The sequence below is a fragment of the Pseudooceanicola endophyticus genome, assembly GCF_018760365.1.
GTDB lineage: Bacteria > Pseudomonadota > Alphaproteobacteria > Rhodobacterales > Rhodobacteraceae > Pseudooceanicola > Pseudooceanicola endophyticus.
Genome location: NZ_JAHIAB010000008.1, coordinates 178,697 through 196,338, shown reverse-complemented (window position 1 = coordinate 196,338; position 17,642 = coordinate 178,697). Strand labels below are relative to the sequence as shown.

General features: G+C 68.7%; 15 protein-coding genes. 5 read left to right on the top strand and 10 right to left on the bottom strand.

Going from position 1 to position 17,642, the window contains the following annotated elements; translation table 11 throughout:
- Position 1: 1 nt before the first annotated feature.
- Together nagB and KM176_RS15100 are read left to right on the top strand one after the other, a co-directional pair.
- Positions 2-823: a glucosamine-6-phosphate deaminase gene (gene nagB / locus KM176_RS15105; protein ID WP_160894642.1), complete on the top strand. Its 822-nt coding sequence runs from the start codon at positions 2-4 to the stop codon at positions 821-823.
- 58 nt (positions 824-881) lie between these two features.
- Complete coding sequence (locus KM176_RS15100; RefSeq protein WP_160894643.1) at positions 882-1,739, top strand: DeoR/GlpR transcriptional regulator; 858 nt, start codon at positions 882-884, stop codon at positions 1,737-1,739.
- Between the two features lie 6 nt (positions 1,740-1,745).
- On the opposite strand, the gene KM176_RS15095 is transcribed toward KM176_RS15100, so the two are convergent.
- From KM176_RS15095 to KM176_RS15070, 6 genes are read right to left on the bottom strand one after another with little or no spacing between them, the layout of a single operon-like run.
- Entirely contained in the window at positions 1,746-2,621 is an 876-nt protein-coding gene (locus tag KM176_RS15095; RefSeq protein ID WP_160894644.1) for an aminotransferase class IV, read from the bottom strand.
- 3 nt (positions 2,622-2,624) lie between these two features.
- On the bottom strand, positions 2,625-3,578 hold the full coding sequence (locus KM176_RS15090; RefSeq protein ID WP_160894645.1) for an ABC transporter ATP-binding protein: 954 nt from the start codon (positions 3,576-3,578) through the stop codon (positions 2,625-2,627).
- On the bottom strand, positions 3,575-4,600 hold the full coding sequence (locus KM176_RS15085; protein ID WP_160894646.1) for an ABC transporter ATP-binding protein: 1,026 nt from the start codon (positions 4,598-4,600) through the stop codon (positions 3,575-3,577). Before KM176_RS15085 ends, KM176_RS15090 begins: the two co-directional genes overlap by 4 nt.
- 11 nt (positions 4,601-4,611) lie before the next feature.
- On the bottom strand, positions 4,612-5,562 hold the full coding sequence (locus KM176_RS15080) for an ABC transporter permease (RefSeq protein WP_160894647.1): 951 nt from the start codon (positions 5,560-5,562) through the stop codon (positions 4,612-4,614).
- A gap of 7 nt (positions 5,563-5,569) precedes the next feature.
- Entirely contained in the window at positions 5,570-6,643 is a 1,074-nt protein-coding gene (locus KM176_RS15075; RefSeq protein ID WP_160894648.1) for an ABC transporter permease, read from the bottom strand.
- A 58-nt stretch (positions 6,644-6,701) separates the two neighbouring features.
- A complete protein-coding gene (locus KM176_RS15070; protein ID WP_160894649.1) occupies positions 6,702-8,318 on the bottom strand; it encodes an ABC transporter substrate-binding protein in 1,617 nt (538 codons plus the stop codon).
- A gap of 140 nt (positions 8,319-8,458) precedes the next feature.
- On the opposite strand from KM176_RS15070, the gene KM176_RS15065 reads away from it, so the two are divergent.
- Genes KM176_RS15065 through KM176_RS15055 form a run of 3 tightly spaced genes read left to right on the top strand, consistent with a single transcriptional unit; the run spans position 8,459 to position 11,752 of the window.
- The gene (locus tag KM176_RS15065; protein ID WP_160894650.1) at positions 8,459-9,184 is read left to right on the top strand and encodes a FadR/GntR family transcriptional regulator; all 726 of its coding nucleotides are present in this window, start codon (positions 8,459-8,461) and stop codon (positions 9,182-9,184) included.
- Positions 9,181-10,362, top strand: a complete 1,182-nt coding sequence (locus KM176_RS15060; RefSeq protein WP_160894651.1) for a PLP-dependent transferase — start codon at positions 9,181-9,183, stop codon at positions 10,360-10,362. The genes KM176_RS15065 and KM176_RS15060 overlap by 4 nt, the downstream gene beginning before the upstream one ends.
- Positions 10,363-10,366: 4 nt before the next feature.
- Positions 10,367-11,752, top strand: a complete 1,386-nt coding sequence (locus tag KM176_RS15055) for a M20/M25/M40 family metallo-hydrolase (protein ID WP_160894652.1) — start codon at positions 10,367-10,369, stop codon at positions 11,750-11,752.
- Between the two features lie 33 nt (positions 11,753-11,785).
- Here the strand turns inward: KM176_RS15055 and KM176_RS15050 are convergent, their stop codons facing one another.
- Genes KM176_RS15050 through KM176_RS15035 form a run of 4 tightly spaced genes read right to left on the bottom strand, consistent with a single transcriptional unit; the run spans position 11,786 to position 17,629 of the window.
- A complete protein-coding gene (locus tag KM176_RS15050) occupies positions 11,786-13,288 on the bottom strand; it encodes an aldehyde dehydrogenase family protein (protein WP_160894653.1) in 1,503 nt (500 codons plus the stop codon).
- Positions 13,285-13,749 carry a (2Fe-2S)-binding protein gene (locus KM176_RS25295; RefSeq protein WP_160894654.1) on the bottom strand — a complete coding sequence of 155 codons (465 nt, stop codon included), beginning with the start codon at positions 13,747-13,749 and terminating at the stop codon, positions 13,285-13,287. Before KM176_RS25295 ends, KM176_RS15050 begins: the two co-directional genes overlap by 4 nt.
- Complete coding sequence (locus KM176_RS15040) at positions 13,746-16,790, bottom strand: molybdopterin cofactor-binding domain-containing protein (protein ID WP_160894655.1); 3,045 nt, start codon at positions 16,788-16,790, stop codon at positions 13,746-13,748. Before KM176_RS15040 ends, KM176_RS25295 begins: the two co-directional genes overlap by 4 nt.
- The gene (locus KM176_RS15035) at positions 16,787-17,629 is read right to left on the bottom strand and encodes an aromatic ring-hydroxylating dioxygenase subunit alpha (protein ID WP_160894656.1); all 843 of its coding nucleotides are present in this window, start codon (positions 17,627-17,629) and stop codon (positions 16,787-16,789) included. Before KM176_RS15035 ends, KM176_RS15040 begins: the two co-directional genes overlap by 4 nt.
- Positions 17,630-17,642: the final 13 nt, after the last annotated feature.

Sequence of the window (17,642 nt, the reverse complement as noted above, 5' to 3'; positions counted from 1 at the left end):
CATGCGCATCCTGATCGAGCCCTCCGCCGAACAGGCCGTCTCCCGCACTGTCGGGCTGATCGCGGAACAGATGCACCGCAACCCGGCCTCGGTGCTGGGGCTGGCGACCGGCGGCACGATGGAGGCGGTCTATGCCGGGCTGATCGAGGCGCATCGCGCGGGCGGGCTTTCCTTCGCGGGCGCGCGCAGCTTCAACCTGGATGAATATGTCGGGCTTTCGGGCGCGCATCCGCAGTCCTACCGCCACTACATGCAGGACCGGCTGTTCCGGCATGTCGACTTTCCCAGGGGCGCCACTCACCTGCCCCGCGGCGATGCCGAGGATCCGGTGGCCGCAGCCCAGCAATACGAGGCCCGCATTGCCGCCGAGGGGCCGATCGACCTGCAACTGCTGGGGCTGGGGACCAACGGCCATATCGGCTTCAACGAACCGACCAGCTCGCTCGCCTCGCGCAGCCGGGTGACCTGCCTGGCGCCCAGCACGCTGGAGGCCAACAGCCGCTTCTTCGGTCCCGGAGAGCCCCAGCCCGGCACCGCGATCACCATGGGCATCGGCACCATCCTGGAGGCCCGGCGCATCGTGCTGCTGGCCACCGGCGCCGCCAAGGCCGAGGCCGCCGCCGCGATGATCGAAGGACCGCTATCGGCCTTCTGCCCCGCCAGCGCCCTTCAGATGCACACCGATGCGACCGTGGTGCTGGACGAGGCCGCCGCCGCCCGGCTGACCCAGCGGGCCTTCTACCTGTGGGTGGCCCGGCAGGATCCCGACGGCGGCCTGTTCCGACCGCGACCCCATGGCCGGATGACACCTGTTGCAAACTGAATGCAAATTGATCTGGCACCAGACTTCACTTAAGCACACAGAAAAAGGAGGCCAGATCATGCAGGACACGGCAGACCGGGAAAACATGTTCGACGTCCTGAGGCAAAGCCTGCCCTCCCTGTCGCCGAAGATGAAGATCATCGCGACCTTCGCGCTGGATCACCCGCAGGAGTTCATTCGCCAGACCAGCAAGGACCTTTGCGCGACGCTGAACACCTCGGAACCGACGATGATCCGCTTCTGCAAGCGCTACGGGCGCTCTGGCCTGTCGGAATTCCGCATCGATCTTGCGCTGTCGCTGGTGACCGAACGCCTGGGCGAAGCCACCGGAGAGCGCAGCGTGGTCGAGCCGCGCGCCTCCGACCGGCGCAAGCTGAACTCTGACCGCAAGAGCGCCATCGCCCGCGCCGCGATCGAGCTGGTGCGCGACGACAACGCGATCCTGCTCGACAACGGTTCGACGGCCGAAAGCTTCGCCAGCGAGATGGGCGCGCTGCCCCCAATGACGGTGATGACCAGCGGGCTCACGGTGGCGCTGGCCGCGCTGGCCCATGAAAAGCACAATGTCATCGTCACCGGCGGCACGGTCCGCGCCGCCTCCATGTGCATGACCGGCTGGATGGTGCGCGAGGCGACCCGCAACATGCAGTTCGACACTTTCGTCATGGGCGCCGACAGCATCTCTCTGGAACATGGCATCACCACCTTCCTCGAGGACGAGGCCGAGAACATGCGGGTGATGATGAAGGCGGCCCGGCGGATCATCGTGCTGGCCGACGGCTCCAAGTTCACCAAGCCCTCGCTGCACCGGATCTGCGACATCGCCTCGGTCGAGCAGATCGTGACCGACCTGCCCGCCGATGATCCGACCACCCGCGCGCTGATCGCCGCGGGCGCCCGGCTGCATCTGATCTGAGCCGCCTCAGGCGCGGGCCGCCAGCCGGGCCTGCAAGGCCGCGACCGTCTGGGTTTGCAGCCAGTCCCAATAGATCCGGTGGACCTGCCGGTAGACCGGCCCCGGCGCCATGTCCCGCGCATCCAGCCGGGTGACCGGGCGGATCTGGCCGGAATTCCCGGTCGAGAACAGCTCGGACGCGGCCTCCAGATCGGCGGGGTAAAGCGGCGCCTCCTCCACGGGAAGGCCCGCCGCCCGCAGCAGATCCAGCACCCGGGCCCGGGTGATCCCCGGCAGGATGGAACCCGCATCGGGCGGTGTCACCAGCCGCCCGTCGCGCACCAGCCAGAGGTTCGCGGTCGAGAATTCGACGACCTGCCCCGACGGCGCCAGCATCACCGCATCGTCGAAGCCGCGCTGCTGCGCCGCCCGCCGCGCCGGCACCGCGTTGGCATAAAGCCAGGACGCCTTGTAGGCGGTCTGCATGGTGCCCGGCGCCGGACGGGTGATGCCGATGCCGGTGCAGACCTCCAGCCCCCGGCGCGGCAGCGGCGCCTCGGCGACCGACAGCATGAACTCGGTGGCGCCGGCATCCGGGATCAGCCCCTCTCCGGTCGAGAACAGCAGCGGCGTGATGTACAGCTCTGCCGTATCGGGAAAGCGCGCGATCCCCTCCAGCGCCAGCGCGGCGATCCGTTCCGCCGAAAGCGGCGATTGCATCAGCATCGAGGGGGCCGCATCCACCAGCCGCTGGCAGTGCTCCAGCAGGTCCGGCACCCGCCCGGAAATCGCCCGGGCCCCGTCGAAGACCGAGCAGGCATTCCACAGCCCGTGCAGCCCGATCGGCAGGCTGACCTCGCGCGCACCGCCCCAGACACCCCGGAAATAGGTCTGCTTTTCCAAGGCTCAGCCCTCGGCGTGATGGCAGGAGACCTGGGCCTCGCCGATCTCGCGCAGCGCGGGGGGCGTGCTGCGGCAGACCTCGGTTGCCAGAGGGCAGCGCGGGTGGAAGGCACAGCCCGGCGGCGGCGCCACCGGAGAGGGAATGTCGCCCTCCAGCCGGATGCGCTGGCCCCGCCGGGTCGGATCGGCGACCGGCGTCGCCGACAGCAGCGCGCGGGTATAGGGATGGCGCGGCGTGGCGAACAGGGTGGCGACCGGCGCGATCTCGACCGCGCGGCCCAGGTACATGACCATGACGTCATCGGCGATATGCTCCACCACCGCGAGGTTGTGGGAGATGAACAGCATGGTCAGCCCCAGCTCCTCCTTCAGGCGCATCAGCAGGTTCAGCACCTGCGCCTGAACCGAGACATCCAGCGCCGAGGTGGGCTCGTCGCAGATCAGCAGCTCCGGCTCAAGGATCAGCGCCCGGGCGATGCCGATGCGCTGGCGCTGCCCGCCGGAGAATTCGTGGGGAAAGCGGTCGGCGGCCTCGGGGGGCAGGCCCACCACCTCCAGCATCCGACCGACGGCGGCCCTGCGCGCCTTCGCATCGCCGATCCCGTGGATCACCAGCCCCTCGCCGATCGACTCTCCGACCGTGACCCGGGGATCGAGCGAGGCATTGGGATCCTGGAAGATGAACTGGATGCGCCGGCTCAGCGCCCGGTCATGACCCTGCACGGGCTGGCCGTCAAAGCGCACCTCGCCGCCGCTCAGCCCGTGCAGGCCGACGATGACGCGGGCCAGGGTGGACTTGCCGCAGCCGGATTCCCCCACCAGCCCCAGGGTGCGCCCGCGCTCGACCCGGGCCGAAACGCCGGAGACCGCGTGCACATGGCCGATGACCCTCTGAAAAAGCCCGGCGCGCAGGTCGAAGCTCTTGCTGACGTTGGAAAGTTCCAGAAGGGCGGTCATGCGGTCGTCTCCTTGCCGCGCAGGTCTTCGGGGCCGCGCAGGTCTTCGGGATCGACCAGCCAGCAGCGGCAGCTGCTGCCGGCAGTACTGCTCAGCGGCGGCGCTTCGGTGGTGCAGCGGGGATCGCGGACCTCGCGGTAGGCGCTGCAACGGGGATGGAACAGGCAGCCCGGCGGGCGACGCTCCAGCGGCGGCACCCGTCCCTCGATCACCTCGAGTTGCGCCGTTCGTCGCCCGATCACCGGGACCGAGCGCATCAGGGCACGGGTATAGGGATGGCGCGGGCTGCGGAACAGCGCGCCGACCTCGGCGGTTTCGACCACCTGGCCCGCGTACATCACCGCCACCCGGTCGGCCATTTCGGCCACCACGCCCAGATCGTGGGTGATCAGCAGGATCGCGGTCCCGGTTTCCTTCTGGAGATCGCGCATCAGGTCGAGGATCTGCGCCTGGATCGTCACGTCGAGCGCGGTCGTGGGTTCGTCCGCGATCAGCACCTCGGGGCGGCAGGCCAGCGCCATGGCGATCATCACCCGTTGCGCCATGCCGCCCGACAGCTCGTGCGGCCAGGCCTTCATGCGGCGTTTCGGATCGGGGATGCCCACGGCGGCCAGCACCTCGACCGCAGCCGCCTCGGCGGCGCGCCGCGCAAGGCCCTGGTGCAGCATGAAGACCTCGGCGATCTGGCGGCCCACGGTATGGACCGGGTTCAGCGCCGAGGACGGATCCTGGAAGATCATCGAGATGCGGTTGCCGCGCAGCCCCGAGAGCGTGCGCGGCGACAGGCCCAGCAGGTCGGTGCCGTCGAAGCGGACGCTTCCGCCGGTGACCCGGCCCGCCTTCGGCAGCAGACCCATCATCGCAAGCGAGGTGATCGACTTGCCGCAGCCGGATTCACCGACGATGCAGACGGTCTCTGCGCGCGCCAGATCGAGCGAGAAGCCCTGGACCGCCCGCAGCGGCCCTTCCGGGCTGGTGAAGGCGATATCGAGGTCCGAGACCTGAAGCAGGGGGGATGACATGGCGGCCCTCCTCAGTTCAGCCGCGTGTCGAGCGCGTCGCGCAGCCCGTCACCCAGCAGGTTGAAGCCCAGCACCGTCAGCATGATGGCGATGCCCGGGAAGAACACCAGATGCGGCGCGGAAAAGATCTGGTCCTTGGCAGATCCCAGCATGGTGCCCCATTCCGCCATTGGCGGCTGGGCGCCCAGGCCCAGGAAGGACAGCCCCGCCGCATCGAGGATCGAGGTGGCGATGCCCAGGGTTGCCAGCACCACGATGGGGGTCAGCGCATTGGGCAGCACGCGGCGGAACAGGATGCGCCAGCGCGAGGCGCCCAGAAGCTGCGAGGCGGCCACGAAATCGAGCGTCTTCACCGACAGCACGCTGGCCCGCGTGACCCTCGCATAGGCCGGCAGCGACACGATGGAGACCGCCAGCAGCGCGTTCTGGATGCCCGGGCCCAGCACCGCCACGATGGCAATGGCCAGCAGCAGCGAGGGGAAGCCCAGGATCACATCCATGAAGCGCATCAGGATGGTATCGGTCCAGCCGCCGAAGAACCCCGCGACGGCGCCGATCAGCACCCCGAAGATCAACGAGACCGAGACGGTGACGATGCCGATCATCAGGCTGATCCGGGCCCCGTAAAGGATGCGGGAATAGACATCGCGGACGTTTTCATCCGTGCCCATGATGTGCTGGGGCTTGCTGGCCTCGCAGCCCAGCAGGTGGATGCAGGGCGCCTCGCGGCGCTTGACGTGCTCGACCCCGATCAGCACCTGGTCGGGATCGTAGGGCGCCAGGATGGGGGCGGCCAGGGCGATCACCACCATGAAGCCGATGATGAACAGCCCGACCTGCCCCGAACGCTTGCGCAGAAGGCGCTGCCAGGTGCGCTTCCACATCGGCACGGCGGGGCCCATCAGGGTCTCTGCGGTGATATTGGCCTCGGCCGCGGCCACGGCGGTTTTCATCTTGGTCATGTCGGTCTCACTGCGGCCGGATCCGGGGATCGAGGTAGGAATAGGACAGGTCGACGATCAGGTTGATGACGACGTAGATCACGGCGATCAGCACCGTGAAGGCCTGCACCACCGGGAAATCGCGCGAGAAGATGGCATCCACCAGCATCCGCCCGACCCCCGAGAGGCCGAAGACCGTCTCGGTCAGCACGGCGCCGCCCAGCAGCGCGCCCATCTGCAGGCCCAGGATGGTGATCACCGGCAAGAGCGCATTGCCAAGCGCATGGCGCCGCACCAGCCGGCTGTCGGGCACGCCCTTGGCCCGGGCGGTGCGCACGTAGTCGCGCCCCAGCACGTCCAGCAGCGAAGAGCGCGTCATCCGTGCGATCACCGACATCGGAATGGTCGACAGGGTCAGCACCGGCAGGATCATGTGGCGCAGCGCATCCCAGAACACCGGCCAGTTGCCGGTGACCAGCGCGTTGAAGATGTAGAAATTCGAGAAGAAGGTGGCGACCTGCGCCCAGCCCCCGGAAAGCTGCCAGCCCCAGGCCTGGTAGAACGGCACCGAAACGACCCCGGCCGAAAGCCGCCCCGAGGGCGGCAGCCAGAACGGCGTGCCCCGCGCCCAGACCCCGAAGACATAGGCCAGCATCAGCCCCAGCCAGAACACCGGCATGGAGATCCCGGTATTGGCCAGGATCATGGTGCCGATATCGACCGAGGAATTGTGCCGCCGTGCGGCCAGGATGCCCAGACCGACCCCGGTGATGGTGGCCACGATCAGCGCCAGCAGGGCCAGCTCGGCGGTCAGGGGCAGGCGTTCGATGATGATCTGGGTGACCGGTCGGGAAAAGCGGACCGAGGTGCCGAAATCGCCCTGGAGGATCTTGCCGACGTAGAAGGCGAACTGCAGCGGGATCGGCTGGTCGTAGCCCTGGGCGTGGTTGAAGGCCTGGCAGGTGGCCTCGGTGGCCTTCTCGCCCAGCATGGCCTTGCAGGGATCACCGGGGATCAGGCGGCTGAGCGAAAAGGTGACAAGCAGGATCCCGAAGATCACCGGAACGGAGATCAGGATCCTTTTGAGCGCATATGAGAGCATGGGCGTTCCTTGGATCGGAAAAGGCGGCCCCCGAAGGGAGCCGCCTGTCCTGCCTTGGTTACTTGGCGTTCATCAGGCTGCCGAAGAGATAGGCATAGTAGGTGAAGGCACCGGTATTGCCGACATGCGCGGGGTTGGCGGCATCGATGCCGGCGCCCCAGCTGGCCACCACGTCATTGGCATCGAAGGCGCTGCCATCGGTGAATTTGACGCCCTCGCGCAGGTGGCAGGTCCAGACGGTGCTGTCCTCGTTGGCATCGCAGGAGGTCGCCAGGTTCGGCCCGATCTTCTTGGTCTTGGGATCGTAGCGCAGCAGCGTCTCGGTGATCGGGGTGCAGGCCGCCAGGCTCTCGCCGTCAGATTCATCCGGGCAGTAAAGGCTGATCGGCTCGGCGTTCTGCATGAAGACGAAGGTATCCTTGCCGGGATTGACGTCCTCGAAGCGGATCGCGCCGAAGGCGGGCACCTCGCCCCCCGTCAGGTTGGCCTGCGCTGCATAGGCCGAGGCGCCATGGGCGATCGGCACCGTCGGCACCAGCTTCTTGATCTCGTCGTTGGCCTCGGCATAGAGCGGCTCGGCCTTGGCGGGATCGGCGATGGTCGCGGCCTTGGCCAGCGGCTCGTAGATCGCCGGCTGCGGCTTGCCGAAGTTCTTGGTGTTCGACGAGAAGTGGTAGTCCAGGAAGTTGGTGACATGGGGATAGTCCGCGCCCCAGCCCAGCAGGTGGAAGCCATCCAGACGGCCCTGCGCGGCGGCGTCGATGAACTCGCCCGATTCCATCGGCACGACTTCGGCGTCGATGCCCAGGTTCTGCTTCAGCTGGGTCTGGATCTCGACCGCGACGGAGCCCGGCTCGGGCAGGTAGCTGCGGAAGACGTCCCGGTAGAAGATCTTGGTCTTGAAGCCGTCGGGATAGCCCGCCTCGGCCAGCAGTTCCTTCGCCTTCTTGGGATCGAAGGCGTACCAGTCATCCCCGGCACAGCCGTTCTCAAGCGAGCAGGGCGTGAAATGCGACGCCACCTCGGAGCCCTCGGGATAATAGTAGTCGATGATCCGCTGGCGATCGATGCCCATGCCGATGGCCTGGCGCACCCGCACGTCATCGAAGGGTTTGTAGGTGTTGTTCATGCCCAGGTAGAAGGAGTTCGGCGAGGCCACGGGCAGGAATTGCAGCGAGGGATCGTTTTCCACCGCGTCGAAATCGTCGGGGCTGAGGTTGGTGATCTCGTCCACCGTGCCGGCGCGCAGCTCGTTCAGGCGACCCGCCCCCGAGGCGTTCCAGCGGAACACCAGCTTGTCGTAGGCCGGTTCCTTGCCCCAGTAGTTGTCATTGCGGCTCATGACGATGGAATCGCCGCGGTTCCAGGCATCAAGCTTGAAGGGGCCGGTGCCGATGGGATCGTCCAGCAGCTTGCCCTCGGGACCAAGCGCGGCGATGTGTTCGGACGGCTGGATGCCGAAGACCGGGAAGATGATCTTGGCGCTGAACGCCGGATCGGGCTTGCACATGGTCACGGTGACGGTCAGCTCATCGGTCGCCGCGATCGACTTGATCGTGCCGCCGTAGTCGCAGGACGGCGCCGAAACGCTGGTGCCCTCGAAGGCGAAGGCCGGACTCCCCAGGACAGCCCCGAGGGCGAGCGCGGCGCCGTAGCCGAGCAGGCGAACTTTCATGCGGATTCTCCCTTATTTTTATTTGCGCGGTCTTTGACCGCGGCCTCTCTGTCGCGCCGGATGGGCCTCCGTGGGGCCCTCTGGCACCTTGACACTGGTAAGACGTCAGACCAATTGTCAATCGCATCGCAGGAGATTTCATGGACCGCCCCGCCCCGAAACCGCAGGTCACGCTCGGACCGCTCGAAAAACAGGACCGCGTGAGCCTGGTCAGCAGGGCCCTGGCCGATTTCATCCAGACCGCAGAGCTGAAGCCCGGCGACCGGCTGCCTGCCGAACGCGTTCTGATGGAAACGCTGGGCGTCGGACGCTCGACCATCCGCGAGGTGATCGGGCGCTTCCAGGCCCTGGGCGTGGTCGAGATCCGCAAGGGCAGCGGCACCTACCTGCGGCGCCGGGTCTCGGCCTCGACCATCCAGATGCCGCTGTCGATCGACGCGGCCAGCCTGGGCGATGCGCTGCGGCTGACGCTGGAGGTGCGCCGCGGGCTTGAGGTGCAGGCCTCCGCCATCGCCGCCGCCCGTCGCAGCGAAACGGACCTGCGCCAGATCGAGGCCTGCCTGCTGACCATGGAAGAGGCCCATGAACGGGAGGGATCGGCGGGGCGCGCCGATCTGGCCTTCCACCTGGCCATCTATGATGCCACCGGAAATCCGCTTTTCCGCCAGTTGCTTGAACAGATGCGCGAAGGGTTCGAACGGTTCTGGGACCAGCCCTTCGACCGTCCCGATTTCGCCGCCCGTTCCTTCCCGCTGCATCGCGACCTCTACGAGGCCATCGCCGCCGGCGATCCCGCGCAGGCCGTCGCGATCACCACCCGCATCCTCGACATCGTCGAGGAAGACCTTGAGGTCCTTTCGAAATGACGTCTTTCTTGCTGCCCGAAACCATCGTCGCCCATGATCACGACGTGCCGCTGGATGCGGTCGTGCCGCCGATCGCGCAGACCTCGCTCTTCACCTTCCGCGACTACGACGAGATGCTCGCGACCTACCGAGGAGAGCTGGCCCGCCCGGTCTATTCCCGCGGCCTCAACCCCACGGTCCGCGCCTTCGAAGAGAAGCTGGCGCAGCTGGAGGGGGCCGAGGATGCCTGCGCCTTCGGCAGCGGCATGGCGGCGATCTCGGCCACGGTGCTGACCTTCGCGGGCCCCGGTGACCGCATCGTCGCGCTGGAAAGCATCTATCCCGACGCCTACCGCTTCTTCGAAACCCTTTGCGCGCGGTTCGGCATCCAGGTCGATTACGTGGACGGCAGCGATCCTGATGCCGTCGAGGCCGCCCTGCCCGGCGCGCGGCTGCTTTACCTCGAAAGCCCGACAAGCTGGGTGATCGAAGCCCATGACGTCGGTGCACTGGCGGCGCTGGCGCGGCGCCACGGCGTGCTTTCGGTGATCGACAACAGCTGGGCCACGCCGATCTTCCAGCAACCGCTGGGGCTGGGCGTCGACATCGTGCTGCATTCCGCCTCGAAATACCTCGGGGGCCACAGCGACGTGGTGGCGGGCGTCATCGCCGGGCCGAAGGCGCTGGTCACCCGCGTCCGCAACGAGGCCCTGCCCTACCTGGGCGGCAAGTGCAGCCCTATGGACGGCTGGCTGCTGCTGCGCGGGCTGCGCACCCTGCCGCTGCGCATGAAGGCCCACCAGGAGGCTGCCGCGCTGATCGCAGACCGCCTGGCCGCGCATCCGCAGGTGACTTCGGTCGCGCATCCCTCGCGCCTGGCGACCCTCCCGCCGGGGCTGACCGGCTGGTCCGGGCTGATGTCCTTCGCCGTCAGCGAACGGATCCACATCCCCCGCTTCTGCAACGCCCTGCGTCTGTTCCGCCTGGGTGTCAGCTGGGGCGGCCACGAAAGCCTGGTGGTGCCGGCGCAGGTGGTCCTTTCGCAGGCCGCGCCCCCCAATGCCGCGCTCGCCTTCAACATGGACCCGCGCTCGGTCCGGATCCACGTCGGGCTGGAGGGCGCCGAGCCGCTCTGGGCCGATCTGAGCGCTGCCCTCGATGCCGCCGCCGCCCCCTCCCAGGATACCGCAAGGAGCTGAACCGATGACCGCCCCCCTCGATACCGTGCTGGCACGGGCCGATGCCAACCTGCCCTCCAGCCTCGACACGCTGTTTGGCCTGCTGCGCATTCCCTCCGTCTCGACCGACCCGGCCCATGCCGGCGATTGCCGCGAGGCCGCCGGGGCACTGGCCGCCTATCTCGAAACCCTTGGGCTGGCCGCAACGGTGCGCGAAACCGCCGGGCATCCGGTGGTGCTGGCCCGCCTCGACGGCCCCGAGGGCGCGCCGCATGTGCTGTTCTACGGTCATTACGATGTCCAGCCCGTCGATCCGCTTGCGCTCTGGACCCGCGATCCCTTCGACCCCGCGATCCTGACCGAGGCCTCGGGGCGCAAGATCATCGCGGCGCGCGGCGCCTCGGACGACAAGGGCCAGCTGATGACCTTCGTCGAGGCGCTGCGCGCCTGGCGCGAGGCCGCCGGTGGCCTGCCGATCGGCGTCACCCTGCTGCTGGAGGGCGAGGAGGAATGCGGCTCGGTCTCGCTGCCCGCCTTCCTTGAGGAAAACAAGGCCGAGCTTCAGGCCGATTTCGCGGTGATCTGCGACACCGGCATGTGGGATGCCGAGACGCCTTCGATCACAACCTCCCTGCGCGGGCTGGTGGGCGAGGAGGTGGTGATCCGCGCCGCCGACCGCGACCTGCATTCGGGCGGCTTCGGCGGGGCGGCGGCCAATCCGCTGCACATCCTCTCGGCGATCCTCGCGGACCTGCGCAATGCCGATGGCCGGATCACCCTGCCCGGCTTCTACGACGGCGTGGAGGAGGTCCCGGAAGAGCTGAAGGCGCAATGGGCGGCGCTGTCGGAAGGCCGCGACCCGCTGGGTGCGGTCGGGCTGTCGCAGCTCTCCGGAGAGGTCGGGCGCAGCCACCTGGAGCTGGTCTGGGCCCGCCCCACCGCCGAGGTCAACGGCATCGCCGGCGGCTATGCGGGCGCGGGCTTCAAGACGGTGATCCCGGCAGAGGCCACCGCCAAGGTGTCGTTCCGGCTGGTGGGCCATCAGGACCCCGAGAAGATCCGCGCTGCCTTCCGCGCCCATGTGCGCGACCGCCTGCCCGCCGACTGCAGCGCCAGCTTTGCCGATCACGGCGGCGCCATCGCGGTGCAGATGCCCTGGGACTGGCCGGTCTACGACGGGGTGAAGGCGGCGCTGGCCCAGGAATGGCCGCAGCCCCCGGTGCTGGTGGGCGGCGGCGGTTCGATCCCCATCGTGGCCGATTTCCGCGCCACGCTGGGCCTCGACAGCCTGATGGTCGGCTTCTCGCTGGGCGATGACCGGGTGCATTCCCCGAACGAGAAATACAACCTCGGCTCCTTCGAGGGGGGCATCCGTTCCTGGGTGCGCATCATCGCCGCACTGGCGGAATAAGGTGTCGGGGGCCGGGATCCGGCCCCCCTCGCCTCAGATCACCATGCAGACGGTCTTTTCCTCAAGGTAGTTCGACAGGCCCGCCAGGTTGTTCTCCACGCCCCAGCCCGAGGCCTTGATGCCGCCCTTGGGCAGCTCGGGGGAAAAGTAGCTGTGGCAGTTGACCCAGACCGTGCCCGCGCGGATGCCCGCCGCCAGCCGGTGCGCCGACGAGAGGTCCTGCGTCCAGACCGAGGCCGCCAGCCCGTATTCGGTGTCATTGGCCAGCGCCAGCACCTCTTCGGGACTGTCGAAGGGGGTGACGGCGGTGACCGGGCCGAAGATCTCCTCGCGCATCAGCGCCATGTCGGGGCGGGTATGGGTGACGACGGTGGGCGCGTAGAAGGCCCCGCCCAGATGCGCGCCCCCGGCAATGACCTCGGCGCCCTCGGCGCGGCCGCCGTCGACATAGCGCGCCACCCGCGCCGCCTGTGCCTCACTGACCAGGGGGCCAAGGTCGCTTTCGGGATCAAGGCCATGGCCCAGCTTCAGCCGCGTGGCCTCGGCGGCCAGCCCCTCGCAGAACCGGTCATGGACCGACCGGTGCACGTAGATGCGCGACCCCGCGACACAGACCTGACCGGAGTTGGCGAAGATACCCCGCGCCACGCCGGGCACGCTCAGCGACAGGTCGGCATCGGGCATCACGATGGCAGGGCTCTTGCCGCCCAGCTCCAGCGTCAGTTTCTTGAGGTTGCCGCGCGCCGAGTTCAGCAGGATCCGCCCCACCTCGGTCGAACCGGTGAAGGCCACCTTGGCAACGCCCGGGTGTTTCGCCAGCGCGTCGCCGACCTCGTGACCATGGCCGGTCAGCAGGTTGACGACACCGGCAGGCAGCCCGGCTTCCTGCATCAGCTCGACCAGGCGGATCGCGGTGAGCGAGGTTTCCTCGGCCGGTTTCAGCACCACCGTGCAGCCCGCGCAGAGCGCCGGCGCCAGCTTCATCGACGCCATCAGCATCGGCGAATTCCAGGGCGTGATCGCCGCCACCACGCCAATCGGCTCTGGGCGGGTATAGGCCATCACCTGCTTGCCCTTCGGCGCATAGCCGATGGAAGGCGTGATGGTCTGGCCGTGGATCTTGGTCGCCAGCCCCGCGTAATAGCGGAACTGCGCCGCCGAGGCCGGAATCTCTGCAAAGCGGGCGGTGGCATAGGTCTTGCCCTGATCGAGGCTTTCCAGCTCCGAAAGCTCCTCCGCATGGGCGTCGATCAGATCGGCGATCTTCCACAGCAGCGCCTGGCGGGCGGCGGGCAGCATCCCGGCCCAGTCCGGACCTTCCAGCGCTGCCTGGGCGGCGGCAACGGCGGCATCGGCCTCTGCCGCACCCGCGCGCGAGAGGCTGGCCAGGTGCTGGCCGGTGGCGGGATCCCAGGTCTCGAACTGCTGCTCCAGCACCGACCATTCGGCGCCGATCAGGACGGGCTTGGCACCGCCTTCGAGGAACCGGCGCGCACCGTCGGTCTTGGGGGGATGGGGGCGCAGGGTCAGGCTCATGAGGTTTCCTTGATCAGATCGCGGGCGCGGGCAGCGCCGCGCAGGATGGAATGGTAGCCGGTGCAGCGGCAGATATTGCCCTCAAGCGCCTCGCGCAGCCCCGCGTCATCGACATCGGGACGCGCCGAGAACAGCCCGGCCAGGGTCATCATCACGCCGGGCGCGCAATAGCCGCACTGGAAGGCGTTCTCCTCGGCCATGGCGCGCGCCAGGAGGGAACCCACGGGCAGGGTCTCCAGCGCTTCGATGGTGGTGACGGCGCGGCCCTGCAACTGCCACCCCATCAGCAGGCAGCTGTTCACCGCCTGCCCGTCCAGCAGCACCATGCAGGCGCCGCAGCGACCGATCTCGCAGCCGATCTTGGTGCCGGTGCGGCCCAGATCGTCGCGCAGTACCGTGGCCAGCGTCGCCTCGGGGGCGATGGTGGCGGGCAGGCCGTTCAGGATGAAGGTGACGCTCATGCCGCGCTCTCCGCTTCGCTCATCGCCAGGATCTCCTCGGGGGGGAAGGGGGCGGTGGCGGGCCAGCGCCCGGTGGCATCGGCCACCGCATTGGCAATCGCCGGGGTGATCGAGGAAAAGCCGATCTCTCCGGCGCCGCGCGGCCCGAAGGGATCGCCGGGATCCAGCGTTTCATGGGCGGTGACATGCATTTCCCCGGGCACATCGCGCACCCCGGGCATGGCGTAGGTGTCGAAATTCTTCGTCACCATCTGGCCGTCCCGCATCAGGATGTCCTCGCTCAGGGTAAAGCCCGCACCCTGGATCAGCGCCCCCTCCATCTGGCCAAGGTAGGAGGCCATATCGATCACCGGCCCCGCGGCCGAGTGGAACTCGAGCCGGACCAGCCGGACCGCGCCGGTGATGCGATTGACGGCAACGCGGGCCAGCGTCGCGCCATAGGTGAACAGGAAGCGGGCATTGCCCTTGAAGTAATCGCTTTTCGGGAAGGCGTAATGGGCCTCCTCGGCGGTGACATCGCCCAGATCGGCAAAGCGCAGCAGCGGTGCCGGGGCGTTGGCGCCCCGCGCGCCGATCCCCCCCGGCACGATGCAAAGGCTCTCGACCGCATGGCCGAGGCGTTGCGCAGCCTGCCCCAACAGGCGCGCGGACAGGCCCGGTGCGGTTTCCGAGACGCCCTTCCAGACCACGTAGCCCCCGCGCGCGGCGGTGGTCGATCCGCTGTCGGGCGCGGCACCTGTATCGCCAAAGATCACCTCCACGTCGCTGCGCGCGCAGCCCAGACGCTCGGCCACGGCGGCATGGAGCGAGGCGACAAGGCCCTGCCCCATCTCGTCCAGCCCACAAAGCGCCTGCACCTTGCCGTCCTTCAGCCGCAGCGCGAAACGGGCCTCGTCCTCGGGGATCGTGCCAAGGCCGGTGCCCTGGTAGGTCAGCGCCATGCCGGTGCCGGGGATCTCCTCGGGCGCGACCTCGAAGGGGGCCCAGATGGCAGAGGCCTGCGCGGCATCCAGCATCTCGTGCAGCCGCTCCGAGGGGCCGACGGCCTGCCCCAGATAGCCCGGGCTGCCGGGCACGCGCAGGTTGCGCCGCCGCATGGCCGCGGGATCAAGGCCCGCCTTTGCCGCCAGCCGGTCGATCTGGCATTCCACCGCATAGGTCATCTGGTTGCAGCCAAAGCCCCGGAAAGCCCCGCCGATGCCGTTGTTGGTATAGGCCAGCCGCCCCCGGGTGCGGATATTGGGGATCACATAGGGCCCGGCGCAATGTTCCATCGCGGTTTCCATCACCCCCGGAGAGAGCGAGGCATAGGCGCCGCTGTCGGCCAGTAGCGCCACCTCCTGCGCCAGCAGGAGGCCTTCGCCGTCGCAGGCGGTGCGCATCCGGATGGTCATCGGGTTGCGCTTGATCCCGGCACGGGTGCTTTCGGCGCGCGACAGCTGCAGGCGCACCGGGCGCCCGGTCTTCAGCGCCAGCAGCGCCAGCGCGGGCTGCACCGTCAGTTCGTCCTTGCCACCGAAACCGCCACCGATGGGGGATGTGATCACACGGATCTTCGCTTCGGGCAGGGCAAGGATGCGCGACAGTTGCAGCCGGTCACGGGCGCCGTGCTGACCGCCGACGCAGACCAGCAGCCCGTCACCCTCGGGGGCGATCCAGCCGCCCTCGGTCTCCATGAAGCCATGCATCTGGCGCGGCGTGGTATAGGTCGCCTCGACCACATGGGCAGCGGTGGCAAAGGCGGCCTCGGCATCGCCGCGTTCCAGCACTACCTCCGAGACGAGGTTGCCGCCCGCATGGACCTTCGCCGCCCCGGGCGCCAGGGCGGCGGCCATGTCGGTGACCAGCGGCAGCGGGCGGTAGGCGACCCGGATCAGCGCCAGCGCCGCCTCGGCGGTGGCAGCATCGCGGGCGGCGACGGCGGCCACCATGTCGCCGATATGGCGCACCTTGTCGGCACAAAGCGCCGGCTGGTCCTGAAAGACGATCCCGAAGGCATTGAGGCCCGGGATGTCGCGATGGGTGACCACGGCTTCGACGCCGGCAAGCGCCTCGGCCTCGGTGGTGTCGATCGAGAGGATCTCGGCATGGGGATGGGCGGCGCGCAGGATGCGGCCCACCAGCATGTCCGGGGCGCGGTGATCGGTCAGGTATGGCATCTGGCCGCGCACCTTGGCGGGCATGTCGGGGCGGGTCTGCCAGCGTTCGCCCCCGCTGGCGCGGCCCAGCACGGTCTGCTGCGGCGGCAGGGCGCGTGCGGGGATCGGGGTCCGGCGCCCGGGCTGCGCGGGCAGCTGCCCGGTGATCCCGAAGGCCAGCGCATTGGCGGCGATCCGGCGGCGGTAGCGGGCAGAGCGGAAGGCGCAGTCCGGCGCCTGGACCTCGGCCTCGATCCGGGCGCGCAGGGCGTCCGGGTCCAGCGTCGCGGGGTCCTGCCCGGCCAGCCAGGCCTCGGTGCCCGCAAGGCGGCGCGGCGGAACCGGGCCGCCGCCAACCGCCAGATGCGCCATGGAAATCCGCGATCCCTTCATCTTCAGCGCGAAGGCCGAGGTCAGGATCGCAGGGGAGAAGGCCGCGCGCAGGCCGGTCTTGCGCCAGCCGTGCCGGTCGGCGGGGCGGATCGCCACCGACAGGATCAACCCGCGCGGCTCGGCCAGATATTCGGCCAGGGCGCGCGGGCCCTCGGTGGTCTCCAGCTGCGCCCCCAGCACCAGAAGCGCCGGCATCAGGCAACCGGCGCCGAAACCGATCTGACCGCCCAGCGTGCCCATGCGCCGGATGCCCGGGGCGGCCACGTCGCGCAGCGCCTCAGACAAAAGCGGCAGGCCGGCGCGACGGATCTCTTCCAGCGGGGTTGCCGCGCCGATGGTCAGGCCCCGGATGCCCCGCGGCAAAAGCGAGCCGACCTCGGCCATCACGGCGGGGCGCGCGCGCCCCTGCGACCATTGCAGCTGCAACGCCGTGCCGCCCGCCACCGGCACCGCGCCCTCTGCCATCATCTCTGCCGCCTGCGTCAGAGAGGCGGGGTGCAGGATCTTCATGCGGCGGCCTCCGGCAGGGTGGTGCCGTAGGTCAGCCCCTTCTCCTTCAGCCAGCGGCGATAGGCGACGGAGGAGCCGTCGGCGCGGGTCGGGATCTCGGCGCGGGGCTCCAGCGGCAGCAGCAGCGGGCGCTGGTTCTCGACGATGATGCGGTCCTGAAGGAAGATCACCTGTTCGAAGCGCAGCAATTCCGTGTGGCTCGCGGTCTGGTCGGTCAGGTACATGACCGGCTGGGCGCGGCAGAGCCCCTCTTCCAGCGGCTGGATGAACAGCGCGATCGCGTCCAGCACCCCGCCGCTGTCGGGCACGACCCGGTACAGCATGACGACGAAGGGCGCCGGCACCCGGTAGATCAGCTGCGCGAATTCGCCTTCGGGCCGCGAGGCGGTCATCTGCGGCTGGAAGAACTTGCAGTTGGTGGCCCAGACCTCGTCCACGTCGCGGCGGATCTCGGTGGTGTAATGCAGAACCTCGGTGTGCGGTTCGGAGCCCAGGATATCCGCGTGCACGAAGGGGAAATGCGCCATGTCGAGGAAGTTCTCGACCACCCGCAGCCCCGAGGCGCGCATCTTCACCCAGCCGCAGGGCACGAAGCGGCGGGTGGGGTCGTTCGCCTCCTCGATCTCGAAGATCTCCTTCGCGGGCTGGCCGAGGGTGGTCCAGAGGCAGCCGTATTTCTCGCGCACCGGCAGGGCCGCGCCATCGCAGATGACCTGCGGGCCGGGACCCACGGTGATCTGCTGGCCCAGAAGTCGGGTCTCCTCGGCCCGGTGTAGATCGCCCATCGAGGCGACGGCATACCAGTCATCCAGAGCGACCCTGTCGGTGGTGCGTGTCATGGGAAGGCGATCC

Excerpts from the sequence above, each read along its gene's own strand:
- KM176_RS15070 (WP_160894649.1), bottom strand. The coding sequence starts at position 8,318 with ATGAAAGTTCGCCTGCTCGGCTACGGCGCCGCGCTCGCCCTCGGGGCT.
- KM176_RS15100 (WP_160894643.1), top strand. The coding sequence starts at position 882 with ATGCAGGACACGGCAGACCGGGAAAACATGTTCGACGTCCTGAGGCAA.
- KM176_RS15040 (WP_160894655.1), bottom strand. The coding sequence starts at position 16,790 with ATGAAGATCCTGCACCCCGCCTCTCTGACGCAGGCGGCAGAGATGATG.
- KM176_RS15055 (WP_160894652.1), top strand. The coding sequence starts at position 10,367 with ATGACCGCCCCCCTCGATACCGTGCTGGCACGGGCCGATGCCAACCTG.
- KM176_RS15035 (WP_160894656.1), bottom strand. The coding sequence starts at position 17,629 with ATGACACGCACCACCGACAGGGTCGCTCTGGATGACTGGTATGCCGTC.
- KM176_RS15090 (WP_160894645.1), bottom strand. The coding sequence starts at position 3,578 with ATGACCGCCCTTCTGGAACTTTCCAACGTCAGCAAGAGCTTCGACCTG.
- KM176_RS15080 (WP_160894647.1), bottom strand. The coding sequence starts at position 5,562 with ATGACCAAGATGAAAACCGCCGTGGCCGCGGCCGAGGCCAATATCACC.
- KM176_RS25295 (WP_160894654.1), bottom strand. The coding sequence starts at position 13,749 with ATGAGCGTCACCTTCATCCTGAACGGCCTGCCCGCCACCATCGCCCCC.
- KM176_RS15065 (WP_160894650.1), top strand. The coding sequence starts at position 8,459 with ATGGACCGCCCCGCCCCGAAACCGCAGGTCACGCTCGGACCGCTCGAA.
- KM176_RS15050 (WP_160894653.1), bottom strand. The coding sequence starts at position 13,288 with ATGAGCCTGACCCTGCGCCCCCATCCCCCCAAGACCGACGGTGCGCGC.
- nagB (WP_160894642.1), top strand. The coding sequence starts at position 2 with ATGCGCATCCTGATCGAGCCCTCCGCCGAACAGGCCGTCTCCCGCACT.
- KM176_RS15085 (WP_160894646.1), bottom strand. The coding sequence starts at position 4,600 with ATGTCATCCCCCCTGCTTCAGGTCTCGGACCTCGATATCGCCTTCACC.
- KM176_RS15060 (WP_160894651.1), top strand. The coding sequence starts at position 9,181 with ATGACGTCTTTCTTGCTGCCCGAAACCATCGTCGCCCATGATCACGAC.
- KM176_RS15075 (WP_160894648.1), bottom strand. The coding sequence starts at position 6,643 with ATGCTCTCATATGCGCTCAAAAGGATCCTGATCTCCGTTCCGGTGATC.